The following is a 16,981-nucleotide window of genomic DNA, read 5'->3' on the forward strand; positions in this document are numbered from 1 at the left end:
TGTTGAAAAGGCTGTAACAACAGCCTTTTTTTGGTTACTCAGCAGCCTCACGCGGATCTCGCGAAACTTGTGGCGCTTCGCGATCTTCCAAAAAGGTTTGCACTTTGCCATCGGGTGTTAAAACGACTCGAATTCTAGCTACTTGACCATCAGCAATGGGAGATACAAAAGGCTCGCCAATCAGAGGCATTCCAGTGCGGTCAATTTGGTCTCTAGCAGCTTGATTTAGCGGTTCAATACGTTGAATTGTGCCATCAACATCCAACAGCAAACTATACTCCAAGGTTTGCTTAACAGCTTCTGTTGGTTCCCAGCGGCGCTGAAAGAATTGTCGAGCTTCGGCTACCTGACTAATATTATCTAACGATGTAGGTTGACTTGGGGCTGGAGGAGGTTGGTTTGGCGATCGCACTGCCGCAGTCGTGTTATTTGCCGCCTGTCGCTGTGGTGCTGGTGCAGTTCGCTGCGTTTGAGATATTGCTGCTTGCGAACCAGGATTAGGAGCGTTAAGTTGCGCTAAAGGACTCGGTATCGCGATTGTGGGCGCAGAATTTCCCGCCGCAGCTGTACCGGTTTTATTCGGCGACCCTGGACTAATGACCGTTGTTTGTGGCGCTGGTGTCGTGCCCCCAGGAAGAGTAGACGACGGTGCGGCTGCGGTTGATTCAGTCGATGGGCTAGCGTTTGGGACAGGAATTGCGGGCAAGGGGGCGTTAGGCACGGGGACAGGAGAACCCGCAGGTGGTGGAGGTGGTAATGTATCTAATGATGATAAAGGTGGTAGTGGTGAAGGCTGCGCCGCAAGCTGCTGTGGATCTTCCGTGATTTGATTACTGGTTGCTGTTTGTTGAACAGGGCGATTAAGTTGTTGTAAGACAGCAAAGATACCTACGGCAAGTGTTAATCCGGCGGCAATCGTTGCCCAAGCGGGAGGAGTCGTACTTACTCGACGTTGGTTGAGGCTGGGTAGGGCTACAATATCCGCTTCAAATTCATCTAAAGCTGTTGCTAAATCAAAAAGTTGCAGTACGCTCAACTGCACTACAGGTCCGGTTGTGGGCGTTGCTAGAGGTCCCAAAAAGAGCGTATGTGATAACCCTGTACCAGGTTTCAGGAAGATTTGTTGCGCCCGCGCAAAAGGTGAATCAGAGGAATTGGTAGGTGAAATCACGATTTGGGAATTAGCAACCGAAGTGGTTGACTCAGCCGCAGTCGTTTGCGACGCCAACTGTGCAGTAAATTGGGCTGGCGATTGACTTAATAACTCTTGCACATACACTGAAACGGCTTGCTGTAAGGCTTCAAGTTGTTCGCGATCGCCTGTAATCTGAACTCGTTGGTCTGGCGATCGCGGATCGTCAAAATGCAAATGAAAGCGTAACTGCGTGGCTACTGTCCGCCCAGCCCAACGCGACAATGGTGATTGAGGAGCCACAATTTCTAACGTACAAGTGGGCGGAGTATACCGACGGAGAACCTGTGAATTTGACAAAGCCATAGGTGAGAACTTAGCAGGGGTCAGGGGTCAGGGGTTAGGGATCAGCGGGAAACTGGGAGTTATGAATGATGTCAGAATTCAAGACTAGTTAATAATCACTCGCTCCTTGCTCCTCGCTCCTCGCCCCTTAACTATTTCGAGCGATCTAGCAGTGCTAACCAAAGGCGACGATGACCGCCAGGCGCACTATAAAATAACAAGTCAATCAAGAGTTTGAGCGCCAACTGAGTTAGGACATCGGTGGAGACGTTTTCATCTTCCTCCATGCGTTCTTGGTAGGTGTTACTGAAAGCATCTAGATAATCTCCTAAAAGAGCGGCTTTGTGAGGAGCTTCATTGTTTTGGGTGACTTGTTCAAGCAAAGCAACCGCGCGGCGAATTCGTTCTTGGTGTTGTTTTGCGAGGTAGCAGCTGATTAAAACAAGCGATCGCGCTTCTTCTACATCGAGCTTTTTTCTTCCTCCTTCGCCTTTACGAAGTGGATTTGATTGGCGTAGTCGCCATAGTGCTACGCGGTCTGGGATTTTGGACTCTAGATTAAGTTGAGCCGCAGCTTGGAGCATTGCCTCTGAGCCAATCCCCGCCAAAGCTTCAAGCGCCAACAATACCAAGTCCAGCTGAGCCTTGATGTTATCTAATTGGGCTGGGTTGGGCTGAATATTAGTAAGCTCTTCCCATCGTGGAGTTGGTGTCGGCGATTGTGCGCTGGAGTGCATAACCTTAAGCATAGGAGATAATACAAAAATGGGCTTTTATTGTTACCCATTTTGAAACCAAAGTTGTCTAAATCGACGTTGATTTCTAATTAGCTACCAGCTTATCCTGTTTGGTTCAAATGTAAAATCGCTCTTGTAAAAAAAGCAGGGGAAGAAATACTACAAATAAACTTTTCTGTTACGATCACTAACCACTAGCGACTCATCACTAGTTACTCTTTCCCTCGCCCCCTATTACTTATTCGATATAAGCAACGGTGACACCTGTTCCACCATCTTCTGGGGCTGCTGGCTCAAAGCGGTTAACGCGGGGATTTTGTTGCAAGAAAGTGTGTACTCCCTGCCTTAGCTTGCCAGTTCCATGACCGTGAATAATCCATAATGGTCCTTGGGCTTGAGCGATCGCGCGTTCTAAGACAATCTCAGCATCTGCAACTCGGCTTCCGCGCAGATCGATAGTGTTTTGTGAGGTGCGGATTGCGAGGGCGGATTGCGGTGTAGTCAGGGCATCTTGCTTAGTACTATTGCGCGGTGTTTCTTTAACTTGCTTCTTAGTTGTGACTGGTTCGGCTTTTTGTCCGTCGAGCGATTCTATATCTTCGAGCTTGACATTCATTTTCATGATTCCGAAGCGAACACTTAATTCGCCATCTTCGTCGGGGGCGCTGATCACTTCAGCCGTTTGCTCAAGACGCGGTATGCGAATGCGATCGCCTACTTGAGGTTTAAATCCTGGTTTGGGTTTGGGTGGCGGCGGAAGATGATTTTTGGCAATTTGAGTCAGCGCATTTGTTGCTTGTTGCGCGTCTTGGGCTGTCGTCGAACCTTGCTGGAGACGACGTATTACTTGCGCGATTTCACCTTTGGCTTGCACAAGCGCTTGTTGAATCGATTGCTCTTGCTGCTGTCGCAGTTGCGCTTCGCGCTCTTGCAGTTGTGCGGCTTTTTGCGATACTTCGGTATATAGCCGCTGTACTTGTTGTAGTAATTGTTCTGCTTGAGCTGCTTTAGTTTCTTGGAGCCGCCGTTGTGCTTCTAATCCGGCGATTACCTGGTTGACGTCTTCGGTTGCACCGCCTATTTTAGTTTTAGCTTGCTCGACAACTTCAGCGTTTAGCCCTAGGCGGCGGGCAATTGTCAAGGCGTTAGAACGTCCTGGAATTCCCCACAACAGGCGATAAGTTGGCGAAAGGCTTTCCTCATCAAACTCGACAGAAGCATTCTCAAAGCGTTCGTCTTGATATTTCAAAGCTTTTAGTTCGCCAAAGTGAGTCGTGGCAATACTTAATTGCGTGTGGTCTGCTAAGTATTGTAGAAGCGCGATCGCTAAAGCACTGCCTTCTGCGGGGTCAGTTCCTGCACCTACTTCGTCGAGTAACACGAGCGAGGAGTGAGCGGTTAGTTCTTGAGTGTTTGATAGGGCATCGATAATTCGACTGATGCGGCGAATGTGACCGGAGAATGTCGATAAGCTCTGTTGAAGTGACTGTTCGTCGCCAATATCAGCTAATACCTGGTCAAACCACGGAATTTCTACAGGTTCGCGTGCTGGAACAAATAAACCCACCTTTGCCATCAAAGCCGCTAAGCCGAGGGTTTTGAGCGTGACTGTTTTACCTCCCGTATTTGGTCCTGTAATCGTCACTACCCGAATTTGTGGTTTAATGACTAAATCAACTGGAACGACTGCCGTGCCTTGTTCGTGAGCAAACTGCCATATTAGCAACGGATGGTGCAATTGCCGTAAGGTAATAGTTTCGCCTTCACTGCGTTGAATGAAGCGTGGTGGATTTGCTTTTAGCCAGTAGCTATAACGCGCGCGGGCGCACGCCAAGTCAAGAATTGTTGCAACACTTAATAAATGTTCTAAATCAGGTGTAACCGCCGCGATTTGCTCAGATAATTTCCGACGGATTGCGGTTTCTTCAGCTTGCTCTTTGACGGTTAATTGTCGTAATTGATTACCTAAAGGAACGACTGAATTCGGTTCAATGTAAAGTGTTGCGCCACTTGTAGAAGTATCATGTACAATTCCTGGAATCGCATCTTTTTGGGGTGCTTTGACGGGAATCACAAAGCGATCGCCGCGTTTAGTAATCAGTTGCTCTTGTACCGCACTCGCTTGCCGTTGCAGAATATTTTGCAGTTTTTGCGTGATTTGACTGCGAATTTGCCGCAGCGAACTGCGAATATTTGATAGTGTTGTGCTGGCACGATCGCTGACTTGTCCGCGCTCATCGATACAACGATGAATTTCCTGCTCGATTTCGGGATAAGTGCGAATGTCTTCTACTAAAGCGCTGAGGACGGGTACATCAGGATGGTTGTCAATTGCGCGACGTAGCTGGCGAGTTCCTGCAAGCGTCGTTGCGATCGCTAAAAGTTCTTCCCCAGCTAAAACGCCTTGGTGTTGTACGCGCGCTAACGCATCGCCAATATCTTGAATACCTTCAAACGACAAACCTCCCGTGAGGCTGTTTTCTAGCTGGTATGCTTCCTGCGTTTGGGCAAGAAGTTCTTCACTGTGTTTTTGGGATTGCGGGATTTGCAAATTACGCGCTGCTGTTGCCCCTAATTTCGTTGCCGCAAAAGTGGACAAGTGTTGACACAGGCGCGACCATTCGAGTAATTCTAGCGTCTCTGATTGAATCAAAGCTTAACCGTTATGCAGGTGCGATAAGTGGGTGAATAGCTTGTTATGATTAAGCAAACTGCTATTTCTATTGTAGCGAATTCGCAACAATTCTTTTGCAGCAATGAGTACTTGGATATCTAGAAGTAAAATAAATTTCCCTGCAATTTGGTACGCTAGCAAAAACAGTATTGGAACTTAAGAAGTAAACAGGCGTGGATATTCAGATTGGGCCTGGGAAAATGGCTCGCCGAGCCTACGGAATTGATGAGATTGCGCTCGTTCCTGGACAGCGCACAATAGTGTTGCCTCAGTATTGTTACCTTCAGCTAGTTTTACAACTAGTAATGTAGCGAGGGAAGATTCAGATTCCAGCGTTGCTCAGTAGAGATAAAGCTTAAGTTTGATTATTCTGATAAGCTACCTGCGTAAATCTTGCTTTTTATTACGAATTATTTTAGATAATTTCTGTAGTTTCTATAAATTGCCTGTACTCTCTTACCAAATTTCATGTGTAGGTCTGAAGCTAAGTTAACTAGTTCACTGTTGTTTTTGATACTTCTTACTGGATTACCTGTAACTGCACAAACAACCAATTTTAGTGGTAAAAAATTGCCGAGTCGAGCCAATGTGGAGTTCAATCAGCATTGGTCAGTTAAAGACGTAGTGGCTCTTGCCAACAAACATAAAGTCAAAATTTCGCAGCTTGAGAGTAGCTATGTTATTGGCTCTACAGAAATTTACGATGGTTATGTCAATCCTGAAACTGGAACCACAGCAGATCTTGAGGCAAATTATGCAAAAAAACGCTTGGATTATTTCGCTGACATAGTAGCCTTAGAATCTAATATGGCTAACTATGAACGTATTGAACTCCAGCCAAGGCTCAATGCAATGAAAGCAATTCTCAACAAGCGACAAAATATTGCACCAGTACGTGTAGCTAAGGCATCTTTTTACGGAGAAACATCAAATCTTATAGGAATTGCTCAATCTAATATATCGGCTAAAGTTAGCGTTATCGACCAACAGACCATACAAAAGCTAATACAAGAAAGGATTCAACGTGAAAGTCTTCCCAGGAGGTTCGGTCCAGAGTATGTTCCTAACCAAGTAAATGAACATTTGAATTTCCAACATCTATTTGCAGCATTAAACCCAAGCTGACTTTTGCCTGCAGCATTCAAAAACAACAAACTCATAGCACAAACATCGTCCGGAGGAAGAGCGCCTGATGTTGGGGCATCATATGTTTATCCCAGCGCAAACGGCGGACGCTATACACGTCAAACAATGCGGTGGGGAAACTTCCCAGGCTTCCGTTATGAAGAAACTTATGAACATGACTTTTTTCTATACAACTATGACAGGGCAACGTACTTAGATCCAAGAAATATAGGGTATCCCAATTGTTTGCCAGCAGCAACTTATTGGTCTACAACGTGGCCTGCGTCATCGCGACCATATTTAGATACAAGGTTTGGACAAAATAGCAAGTGTGAAGTTGATGAATTAGCGTACACTGTAGGAGCAGCCTTTGCTAATCAACTTTTCAACGGGATAACCTATGAAACATATATCCGCACTGCTAATGGTAATGCAAATTCAGACAGGTTTAGACTAAGTGGACAAATTGGCTATCGTTCACCCGTAACTAACTGCCCTCGCGATTGGACATGGTGTAGTTTTGGAAAATATTCAGTAGTGTTGGTACCAGCGTGGAGCGTTAATGTTCCTAACACTAGATCTTGGGTAAAATAATAACTTAGTTGAAGTGTAACTGTTATATATTTAGCTAGGAATAGAACAATTAAAGTAGACAAATAGCAGTAACTTCATAACGATTCATTCTGAGGTTACTGTTAATATTGGATAATTACTGGAGTAATTATATCCGTCAATAATCTAAGATTAAAAATCATTGTTTATGAAGCGCTCTGCTACACTTGCAGTATTACTACTTAGTGTTGTTACTGTTCTTGCTTCTGCCTACCTTCCTGTGACGGTTTACAGTCAAGCTAATTTATCTGAAGTCAAGCTAGGCTTACCTCTGCCATTTATCATCCAAAATCAAAACTATCATCCACAATTTCCTTGGCAAACTGGTCTTCGTTCTGTTTGGGAGAATCCAACGCAGATTCTTTGGCTAGTGTTTTTTCTTGACGTATTTATTGTCTTTGGAGCTTTCAGTTTGGTTTTAAAGGTTTTTCAAAATTTTTTTTACACAACACCGTAGGCAATAGCTGCGATAAATACTTTAAGCTTTTAGCTATCTGACAGTTTTTTTCATTATAAACTAGCTATTTGCACCAAAATTGATCATAAGTAATCTCATGAACCATAATTTCATCTGACGAATGAGAACTCTTTAGATCATCAAAATACTAAGCGATGAGAATGCCTGAACTACACCCGATTAGCCTGGCAATTTGGTACGCTAACAAAAACAGTATTGGAACTTAAGAAGTAAACAGGCGTGGATATTCAGATTGGGCGTGGGAAAATGGCTCGCCGAGCCTACGGAATTGATGAGATTGCGCTCGTTCCTGGACAGCGCACGCTAGACCCAAGTTTAGCAGATACACATTGGCAAATTGGCAGTATCCAGCGGGAAATTCCGATTATTGCCAGTGCTATGGATGGTGTTGTTGATGTCCGCATGGCAGTGCTTTTGTCGCAGTTGGGTGCGTTGGGTGTTTTGAATTTAGAAGGAATTCAAACGCGTTATGCTGACCCAAATCCTATTTTAGAAAGAATTGCCTCGGTAGGTCCGCAAGAATTTGTACCGCTGATGCAAGAACTTTATGCTGAACCTGTCAAGCCCGAACTCATTACACAGCGTATCCAAGAAATCAAACAGCAAGGAGGCATTGCCGCAGTCAGTGCGACGCCGCTAGGCGCAAGTAAATATGGCTCAATTGTCGCGAGTGCAGGCGCTGATTTATTTTTTGTCCAAGCAACAGTAGTTTCTACAGCGCATTTGTCACCTGAATCGATGGCAAACTTGGATTTAGCTGAATTCTGCCGCGAGATGCCCATGCCTGTCGTGTTGGGAAATTGCGTGACGTATGAAGTGACGCTAAACCTGATGAAGGCTGGTGCAGCGGCTGTGCTTGTGGGAATTGGTCCTGGCGCTGCGTGTACTTCGCGGGGTGTTCTGGGTGTGGGTATACCACAAGCAACCGCGATCGCTGACTGTGCGGCTGCGCGTGATGATTATCATCGGGAAACGGGTAATTATGTTCCAGTCATCGCTGATGGCGGTTTGATTACTGGTGGTGACATCTGTAAGTGTATCGCCTGCGGTGCTGATGGCGTGATGATTGGCTCCCCCTTTGCGCGTGCGGCTGAAGCCCCAGGACGCGGTTTTCACTGGGGTATGGCAACACCTAGCCCTGTATTACCTCGTGGCACGCGTATTCGAGTTGGTACGACGGGTACGTTAGAACAAATTCTGCGTGGGCCTGCGCAACTTGATGACGGAACACATAATTTTTTAGGCGCTTTAAAAACTAGCATGGGTACGTTGGGAGCTAAGGATATTAAAGAAATGCAGCAAGTCGAAGTTGTGATCGCGCCTTCGTTGCTAACCGAAGGTAAGGTTTATCAAAAAGCACAACAGTTGGGCATGGGCAAGTAAATCTACTTGGGTAAAACTCCCAATGAAGTTTGCAGGAATTGTTCAGTAAATTCTGAAAAAAGCTAACCTGTCGCCTACAATAGAAAAAGCGGAGACGCATGTTTCCGTTCACTCCTCACACCACACTCCGCTCGGACTTCTGTTCGAGCGGTTCCTTATTATTAGGGGTGAGAGACCTTTATAGGTATTATCTCCTCTGCTCTAAAGTCTACTTCTGGGTATAAGAACCTAAGATCTATCTAAATATAGACAGTTGAGAAAGCAGAACGCGGCACGCGGCTATGGTAGAATTTCAGCAAAGTAAGAGATATAGCTTAAGGATTTCTAGGCATGTCAGTAGCCGCACAAGTTACAGACTCGACGTTTAAACAGGAAGTACTCGAAAGCGAAGTTCCAGTTCTAGTGGACTTTTGGGCACCTTGGTGTGGTCCGTGCCGGATGGTAGCTCCTGTTGTGGATGAAATTGCACAGCAATACGACGGTCAGGTGAAAGTTGTAAAACTTAACACAGACGAAAACCCCAACGTTGCTAGTCAATACGGTATTCGCAGTATCCCGACATTAATGATTTTTAAGGGTGGGCAACGAGTTGATATGGTCGTAGGTGCAGTTCCTAAGAGTACTTTGTCTAACACGTTAGAAAAGTATTTGTAAAATTGCTCTTAGGCGAATAACTTTATCGTTTAGCAGTGCGGCATCTTAGTTGGACTGTTAGAGTAAAGTTGATAATATTTCGCTCAAATACCATGCTTAGAAGTATTATTGAGCTTTATTTGAGCGAATAAAATAATATGAGTTTGTAGTTTAAGTTGGGCGATCGCAAAAAAGTACTAAAAAGCAATATTAAAAAATTATTAATCTACGACTTGACAAATAACCCCCAAAATATCGATAAAATAGAGTGCCACTTGTGCGGAAGCACTCATGACCTCATCTTCCCATTTTCCATCATTAGAGTCTCTTGAATTAGACCTGACTGACTTAATCGAGAAGCTGCCGCATCACAAACACCGGCAACTGATTCAGTACGCGCTTGCCACGATTGTCAAGTTAGCCAATAGCGATATCGAACGCCTTGACTGGAAAATATTGTCAGCGTCATTAGCTGATATGGAGCAAGGCTTTAACATTTTTTACCCGTATCGACACGTACGCAAGGTAACAATTTTTGGCTCAGCGCGGACATCACCAGAAGCACCAGAATATCGTATGGCGTTTGATTTTGCGCGATGTGTGACGCAGTTAGGCTTCATGGTGATGACGGGGGGTGGCGGTGGAATTATGCAAGCAGGAAATGAAGGCGCTGGGCGAGAAAACTCGTTTGGGTTAAACATTCAACTACCGTTTGAACAAGAAGCAAACCCTGTTGTTGAAGGCGATGCTAAACTGATTCACTTTAAGTACTTTTTCACTCGCAAACTATTTCTACTGCGTGAAAGTGATGCGATCGCGCTATTCCCTGGCGGATTTGGCACGCAAGACGAAGCTTTTGAGTGCATGACGCTCAGTCAAACAGGTAAATTTGGTCCTGTACCTGTCGTTTTAATTGATCGCCCAGGAGGGGACTATTGGCGGGCTTGGAGTGAGTATATCGATAAGCACCTCCGCCAACAAGGATTAATTAGTCCTGAAGACGATAGCCTTTACACAATTACAGATAATCTGGAAGTGGCTTGCAATGCGATCACGCGGTTTTACCAGGTTTATCACTCTAGCCGCTACGTAGGTGACAAACTCGTCATTCGGATGAAAACAGATATCTCGGATGCAGATGTCGAGACGTTAAATACTAACTTTAACGATATTCTCGTTAAGGGACGCATCGAAAAAAGCCAAGCTTTACCACAAGAAGCGCAAGACGAAACCTCTGAACTACCCCGTCTCGTGTTGTATTTTAATCAGCGCGATTTAGGGCGTCTCTATCAAATGATCGCCACTATCAATGAAATGGGGACTCCTTCACCTGTAGAAGCGCATCCAGAACGAAAATGAGCCGGCGTTTGATCGCGTCCTTTTAACGTGGTGATGTTTGTGCTAGGTAATGGGTAATGGAAGCAGATATGCTACTGATTACCAACTGTATGTAATTTCAGGGTATTTTTCAGGAAGTCTAACTCAATGCGATCGCGCATACCTCATCGTAAGTTGCCACAATAGATAGGGAGGGCGATCCATTGCAGCAGGCATTAATGATAGGCAATGATCCCTGATCTCTAACCTTTGATCTCTGAATTTGATTGCATGGAATGGAAGGAAATTGCTGGTAACTGGGTTTTAGTTCCCCGACATCCTGTGGGGATTGTGCATTTTTTAGGAGGCGCTTTTGTTGCAACCGCACCTCAATTAACGTACCGTTGGTTGTTAGAACAATTGGGAAAAGAGTATGCTGTCGTTGCGACACCGTTTGTTAATACTTTAGACCATGCAGCGATCGCGCAAACGGTTTTAAATAGTTTTGATCAGGCGATCGCCGAATTACATGATCGCGCGCTATTACGTCGGCGCTATCTACCGACCTACGGGTTAGGACACAGTATGGGCTGTAAACTACACTTACTTATTGGTAGTCTGTTTGACGTCGAACGTGCAGGAAATATTCTCATTTCTTATAACAACTACGCAGCACGCGACGCGATTCCTTTAGTACAACAATTCACGCCTACTTTTGCGGTCGAGTTTACACCTTCTCCAGTGGAAACAACAAACTTAGTCCGTGATCGCTATCGTGTTCGCCGCAATTTGCTGATTCGATTTACTAATGACACAATTGACCAATCCACGGCACTGCATCAACTGTTACAACAGCGTTTTCCGGAAATGGTTACGTTACAAACACTACCAGGAAGTCATACAACACCTTTAGGACAAGATGTTAGTTGGCAAACTGGAATGAATTTTACACCGTTTGATGCGATGGGACAGTGGTTTAAGCAAGAGATCTATCGGGATTTAAACCAACTCAAACGCACTATTGTTTTGTGGCTCAATCCTTTTTCTCATGTCTCTAATCTTAGTAATCGATGATGACCCTACAGTGCAAACTCTGCTCTCTAGGGTACTAAAAAGCCAAGGTTATCAAGTTGTTGTAACTCATAACGGTGAAGAAGGAATTAGGCTGGCGCGCCAGTTGTATCCTGGGTTAGTGATTTGTGAGTGGACAATGCAATCGATGAGTGGGTTGGAAGTTTGTCGCCAAATCAAAGCTGATCCAAGATTATCGACAGTATTTTTCATTTTTCTTACAAGTTTAGGCTCGGTATCTGATTGCGTTCAAGCATTCGATGCAGGTGGAGACGATTTTATTACTAAGCCAATCGAACAAAATGAACTAACCGCGCGGGTGCGTGCTGGATTGCGCTTGCATCAAATGAGTCGGGATTTACAAAAACAAAAGCAATTACTCGAAGCAGAATTATCCGAAGCTGCTGACTATGTGCGATCGCTACTTCCACCACAGCTAAAAGAACCGCTCGAAATTAATTCTCGGTTTATTCCTTCATTGCGGCTAGGTGGAGATTGTTTTGATTATTACTGGCTAGATCCTGACTATTTGGCTATTTATTTACTTGATACGGCGGGACATGGGCTAGGGGCTACGCTTCCTTCAATTTCAGTCCTCAATATGTTACGTTCTCGTGCGCTTGATGGAATTAATTACTACCAACCAACCGAAGTACTCAGAGCTTTAAATAGTACGTTTCAAATGACTTCTCAAAACTCGAAGTACTTCACAATTTGGTATGGAGTTTATAATCGAGTCAATCGTCAATTAATCTACTCTAATGCCGGACACCCACCTGCTGTTTTGTTATCAGAAAAACCAAGTGTACAGGCAACAAAACTAGAAACTCCAAGCATACCAATTGGTATGTTTCCTGATACGAATTATACAGATAAGTTTTGTCATATTCCTGAATCGAGTACGCTTTATATTTTTAGCGATGGAGTTTACGAACTACACTTAGTAGATGGCTCAATTTGGGAACTTGATTCTTTTATTGATTTACTCAAAATGGATCATGTAGTAGGTAACTGCGATCTAGACACCATTTTAGCTCAGCTAAATCAAATCAATCATAAAGAGAGTTTTGATGATGACTTATCGATTCTTCAGATTAGGTTTGACAACTGAAAAAATCTGCTAATTTATTATACTCCTGTACTAAAAGATTTAAGTTTTAAGAATTCTGTGGAATTTAGATTACTAGGTATTTAGTAACCTATCTGTTTTGGGCGATCGCGATTTTCGCTAACCCTGAACATCTCACTCATATATATTCCTGAACAGCAACTCTATCACTATAGGACTTACGTAGTTGATGTCATGCTGAACCCTTCGCTATTACTCAAGCGCAAGCTCCGTGAAGCATCTCTGGGATTCTTTCTTAGCCTACAGCAAAGCTACGAAGAAGGGAACGCTGCACTCAGAATAAAATAGCGTTCAAGTGCGCAACGCCTAAACTACATACAAATACAGTTAAATTGCTATTTTTATTAAGAAAAATTATTATTGGGTCTAACTTAAATTTAGGTGTCAGTAACACCCAACCTTCTTGTAAATCAATCATGTAAGTAGCCCAACTGAGTAATGTGACCATGACAATTGCCTTCGAGGAGTTCATCGAGACAGCTGATTTAGTAAAAGAATATACAGATACAGACAACAATTACTCAGAAACGTTATCGGAATATCCTCAAGATTTAGGTAAAGGCAGTATCTTAAACGTTGAGCTACGCAACGGATTTTACCTCACAATCGAAGATTACCAAGTACATAACGATGTGATCATCAGTTACCCAGAATCGCAGCATCCTTTGGGGTTTTATTTCCAACTCTCAGGCGGTATACATTGTCAACGCTATGGCTTGAATTACGCTGGTGACAGCATTTATCCGGTAGTGGTTTAATACCACAATTACTTCATCAGAGAAGCTGTTAAAGTGCATTATAGTGCCAGAAGTGTTCAATAGTTTCATGAGGATTGGGGATGATGCTATTCCATTGCAAATGAAGCACCTTTTTAGGAAACCGGATCAAGAGTACTACCTTCCTTCGTAATAGGACAGTTACAACACAAATGCAAGTCGCTGTACAGCAGATTTGGCAGTGTCCTTTTCAAGGTTTGGTTAAACGTATTTACTTAGAAAGCAAAATTTTAGAGTTAATTGCTTTGTGGTTGCAACAAGACATTGAAGGAGAAGCAATAGTAAATCATTCTATTAAAAATGTGGAATCATTGCGTCATTCTTGCTGCTTGCTTCTCCCGTGCAAGCTTCGGAGTTGGGACAAGTTGCAGATAAAGAAGATATTCTTCAACTTGATCAAATTGAGCATTCTCAGAGTGCAGAATTACCCGTACAATCTCCAGCACCCACATCAGAATTGGTAAATTACGGACTCGCGCATCATCCCCTCCCGAAATATTTGTTGTATCAACTCCTTGTTGTGTTTTAACCCCGCTAAGATTTGCGTATAAACTGAGATTTCTGAGCGTTTTTCAACTTCTTCAAGTTGATTGACTCGTTTCACAACTTGCTTTAATAAGGTTTGAGGTTGCGTCGTTGCAGTTAATGGTGCAAATGGTAACAACGCTGGATTAACTAGAAATTGTGCAGCATTTTCCTCCCATAGTCGAATCACGCGATATTCATGGCGAGTTGTTTCCATGTTGAAGGAAGTTTCAATGATTGTGTCTGGTGCGGGTGGAACTAACAAAACGACGACTTGCGTGACGAAGATAGGTAGGCGGGTAGTTGGGAACAATAGCAATTAAATCTCTCAATCTCTACAACTTTCCCACACTCCCACGCTCCAACTCTCCCACAATGTAAAATGCGTTCTTGTAGCTGCAAAAATGTGACGTAATCCGCGCGAATTGGTTCAATGCTTAATTCGGTTGTTAAAACTTAAATTCAGTTTGCGGTGTACCTAGCACCCAACTAGCAAATGTTGTTGGATATTTTTTCGATAGCAGTTTGCAGAGATCATCAAGGGATATGAAAAACTGATAGCGATTAAATTAGGCATCGCTATTATCTTGATAAAGGTACACTACGATTATCAATAATGAATAAAATTCAACAAATTAGCTTGAGTGATACAATAGTTCAAGCGTTGATTGCGGAATTAAATAAGTTCCAAGAATGAGAGCGATCGCTCCCGGCAATGAAAGCGATCACCCCACAAAAACTAAGTCCCCTCACGCAATTTATCGAGGACGCCGCGATCTTCTAATGTAGACGTATCTCCAGAGACTTCTTGCCCAGCCGCAAGACTGCGTAACAACCGCCGCATAATTTTACCCGAACGAGTTTTTGGCAACGCATCGGTAAAACGAATTTCACCAGGACGCGCGATCGCACCGATTTCTTTCACAACGTGCTGTTTCAGTTCTTTACTAAGTGCTTCACTTGGTTGGTACGTACTTTCTAAAGTTACAAAAGCAACGATATCTTCACCTTTAACCTCATCAGGTTTACTGACAATTGCTGCCTCGGCAACGGCGGGGTGCGACACCAATGCCGATTCAACTTCCATTGTTCCTAAACGGTGTCCTGAGACATTGATCACATCATCAACACGCCCCATTACCCAAAAGTAACCATCTTCATCGCGCCTTGCACCATCACCCGCAAAATAGACGTATTTACCATCTTGCGGCGGAATGTGTTCCCAGTAAGTACGCCGAAAGCGATCAGGATCGCCATAGACTGTACGCATCATCCCAGGCCAAGGATGACGGACGACTAAATAACCACCTTCGTTGTTGCCTACAGGATTGCCCTCTAAATCAACGATATCGGCAAGAATTCCAGGGAAGGGACGTGTTGCAGAACCTGGCTTTGTAGGAATCGCACCAGGTAGCGGGGTAATCATAATTCCCCCAGTTTCCGTTTGCCACCAAGTATCGACAATCGGACAGCGATCGCCGCCGATGACGCGGTAATACCACATCCAAGCTTCGGGGTTAATCGGTTCGCCGACGGTTCCGAGTAAGCGCAAAGAAGATAGATTGCGGGCTTTCGGCAAGTGTTCGCCCATCTTAATAAACGCCCGAATCGCTGTCGGTGCGGTGTAGAAAAGCGTTACGCCATACTTTTCGATCACATCCCAGAAGCAACCAGGATTTGACGATCGCGGCGCACCTTCATACATTACCGTTGTCGCACCGTTGGAAAGCGGACCGTAAACAATATAGCTGTGTCCGGTAATCCAACCAATATCAGCCGTACACCAGTAAACATCGGTATCTTGCAAATCAAAAATCCATTTGGTAGTTATATGGGTGTATAAGTTGTAACCACCTGTAGTGTGTACTACTCCTTTAGGTTTACCTGTGCTACCCGAAGTGTAGAGGATAAACAGCATATCTTCACTGTCCATCGGTTCGGCGGGGCAATCGGCAAAGACACCCTGTTGCAGATCGTGCCACCAGTGATCGCGCCCTGGTTCCATCTGTACTTCTTGCCCAGTACGCCGCACAACTAATACATTTTCGACGCTGGTAACATCCCCACTCGCTAAAGCTTTATCAACTTGTTCTTTGAGCGGAACCGCCACATCTTTCCGATAACCACCATCTGCTGTGACAACAACTTTAGCTTGTCCATCGATTAAGCGATCGCGCAACGCTTCGGCACTAAAACCACCAAAAACGACTGTATGCGGCGCACCGATTCGCGCACAGGCTAACATCGCGATCGCCGCTTCGGGAATCATCGGCATATAAATTCCAACGCGATCGCCTTTTTGCACGCCCAACTGCTTTAAAACATTGGCAAATTGACACACTTCGCGATGCAACTGCGCGTAGGTAAGCGTGCGCGAGTCTCCTGGTTCACCTTCCCAAATCAACGCCGCTTTATTTTTACGCCAGGTGGTGAGATGGCGATCGAGACAATTGTAAGAAATATTAATTTTACCATTGACAAACCACTTCGCAAACGGCGGTTGCCAATCGAGTACTTTGTCCCACTTTTGGAACCAGTGCAACTCTTGTTCGGCAAGTTCTGCCCAAAATTTTTCTGGGTCGGAAGACGCTTTATCGTACAGTTGCTGATAATCTTCTAGGCTTTTGATATGTGCATTTTGCGAAAATTCAGCTGGAGGATGAAATAAACGTTTTTCTTGCAGAATTGATTCGATTGTGAGAGACATGACTGTTTCTAACTAATTGGCATTGCTACTCAAAACCATTTTGCGCGTAGATTTGCTCGAAAGTGTTTTGAATTTCTTTAAGCTTCAGAATTGTTTACTTGCACTATGCGATCGCAGTTTGATTTAGTCCGTTTATGCTTCAGTTATCAATACTTAACTCACCAATCGCAGCACACCCCCCATAATGTATGGATAACGAAGCGTATGAGTCGTCTTCTTCATTTGCTGTGAATTGCCTCGCTGCGGATTTCCTGTCTAAAGGTTAATTCCTTAAAGTATGGCGATTTGTTAAGATTCTTAGATTGATGTATTCGTTGCTATTAGGTTTGCTAGTTCA

General features: G+C 44.3%; 14 protein-coding genes. 9 read left to right on the forward strand and 5 right to left on the reverse strand.

The window, feature by feature from the left end; genetic code table 11:
• Positions 1–34: 34 nt before the first annotated feature.
• From NIES1031_RS03945 to NIES1031_RS03955, 3 genes are all read right to left on the reverse strand, one after another.
• The gene (locus NIES1031_RS03945; protein ID WP_073548202.1) at positions 35–1,498 is read right to left on the reverse strand and encodes a DUF4335 domain-containing protein; all 1,464 of its coding nucleotides are present in this window, start codon (positions 1,496–1,498) and stop codon (positions 35–37) included.
• 131 nt (positions 1,499–1,629) lie between these two features.
• Positions 1,630–2,226 carry a DUF3038 domain-containing protein gene (locus NIES1031_RS03950; protein WP_015186842.1) on the reverse strand — a complete coding sequence of 199 codons (597 nt, stop codon included), beginning with the start codon at positions 2,224–2,226 and terminating at the stop codon, positions 1,630–1,632.
• A 226-nt stretch (positions 2,227–2,452) separates the two neighbouring features.
• A complete protein-coding gene (locus tag NIES1031_RS03955) occupies positions 2,453–4,867 on the reverse strand; it encodes an endonuclease MutS2 (RefSeq protein ID WP_073548203.1) in 2,415 nt (804 codons plus the stop codon).
• A gap of 489 nt (positions 4,868–5,356) precedes the next feature.
• On the opposite strand from NIES1031_RS03955, the gene NIES1031_RS03960 reads away from it, so the two are divergent.
• The 9 genes from NIES1031_RS03960 (at position 5,357) to NIES1031_RS04000 (ending at position 13,394) form a co-directional block, all read left to right on the forward strand.
• Positions 5,357–6,013, forward strand: a complete 657-nt coding sequence (locus tag NIES1031_RS03960; RefSeq protein ID WP_143167694.1) for a hypothetical protein — start codon at positions 5,357–5,359, stop codon at positions 6,011–6,013.
• Positions 6,014–6,016: 3 nt separating this feature from the next.
• Complete coding sequence (locus tag NIES1031_RS03965; protein WP_073548205.1) at positions 6,017–6,607, forward strand: hypothetical protein; 591 nt, start codon at positions 6,017–6,019, stop codon at positions 6,605–6,607.
• Between the two features lie 166 nt (positions 6,608–6,773).
• Complete coding sequence (locus tag NIES1031_RS03970) at positions 6,774–7,082, forward strand: hypothetical protein (protein ID WP_073548206.1); 309 nt, start codon at positions 6,774–6,776, stop codon at positions 7,080–7,082.
• 240 nt (positions 7,083–7,322) lie between these two features.
• A complete protein-coding gene (locus NIES1031_RS03975) occupies positions 7,323–8,486 on the forward strand; it encodes a GuaB3 family IMP dehydrogenase-related protein (protein WP_073548207.1) in 1,164 nt (387 codons plus the stop codon).
• 330 nt (positions 8,487–8,816) lie between these two features.
• Positions 8,817–9,140 (forward strand): thioredoxin, encoded by a 324-nt coding sequence (gene trxA, locus NIES1031_RS03980; protein ID WP_015186845.1) that lies wholly within the window; start codon positions 8,817–8,819, stop codon positions 9,138–9,140.
• A 270-nt stretch (positions 9,141–9,410) separates the two neighbouring features.
• Positions 9,411–10,478, forward strand: a complete 1,068-nt coding sequence (locus tag NIES1031_RS03985; protein ID WP_073548208.1) for an LOG family protein — start codon at positions 9,411–9,413, stop codon at positions 10,476–10,478.
• A 249-nt stretch (positions 10,479–10,727) separates the two neighbouring features.
• Entirely contained in the window at positions 10,728–11,510 is a 783-nt protein-coding gene (locus tag NIES1031_RS03990; protein ID WP_073548209.1) for a DUF1350 family protein, read from the forward strand.
• Positions 11,485–12,618 carry a PP2C family protein-serine/threonine phosphatase gene (locus NIES1031_RS03995; RefSeq protein WP_073548210.1) on the forward strand — a complete coding sequence of 378 codons (1,134 nt, stop codon included), beginning with the start codon at positions 11,485–11,487 and terminating at the stop codon, positions 12,616–12,618. The genes NIES1031_RS03990 and NIES1031_RS03995 overlap by 26 nt, the downstream gene beginning before the upstream one ends.
• A 464-nt stretch (positions 12,619–13,082) precedes the next feature.
• Complete coding sequence (locus NIES1031_RS04000) at positions 13,083–13,394, forward strand: hypothetical protein (protein ID WP_073548211.1); 312 nt, start codon at positions 13,083–13,085, stop codon at positions 13,392–13,394.
• A 469-nt stretch (positions 13,395–13,863) separates the two neighbouring features.
• Here NIES1031_RS04000 and NIES1031_RS25415 read toward each other — a convergent pair whose 3' ends face one another.
• Positions 13,864–14,256, reverse strand: coding sequence for an RpnC/YadD family protein (locus NIES1031_RS25415; RefSeq protein WP_236738715.1), 393 nt, complete (start codon positions 14,254–14,256; stop codon positions 13,864–13,866).
• Positions 14,257–14,676: 420 nt separating this feature from the next.
• Positions 14,677–16,644 carry an acetate--CoA ligase gene (gene acs, locus NIES1031_RS04015; protein ID WP_073548213.1) on the reverse strand — a complete coding sequence of 656 codons (1,968 nt, stop codon included), beginning with the start codon at positions 16,642–16,644 and terminating at the stop codon, positions 14,677–14,679.
• Positions 16,645–16,981 lie beyond the last annotated feature (337 nt).

It is taken from the genome of Chroogloeocystis siderophila 5.2 s.c.1 (assembly GCF_001904655.1).
GTDB classification, from domain to species: domain Bacteria; phylum Cyanobacteriota; class Cyanobacteriia; order Cyanobacteriales; family Chroococcidiopsidaceae; genus Chroogloeocystis; species Chroogloeocystis siderophila.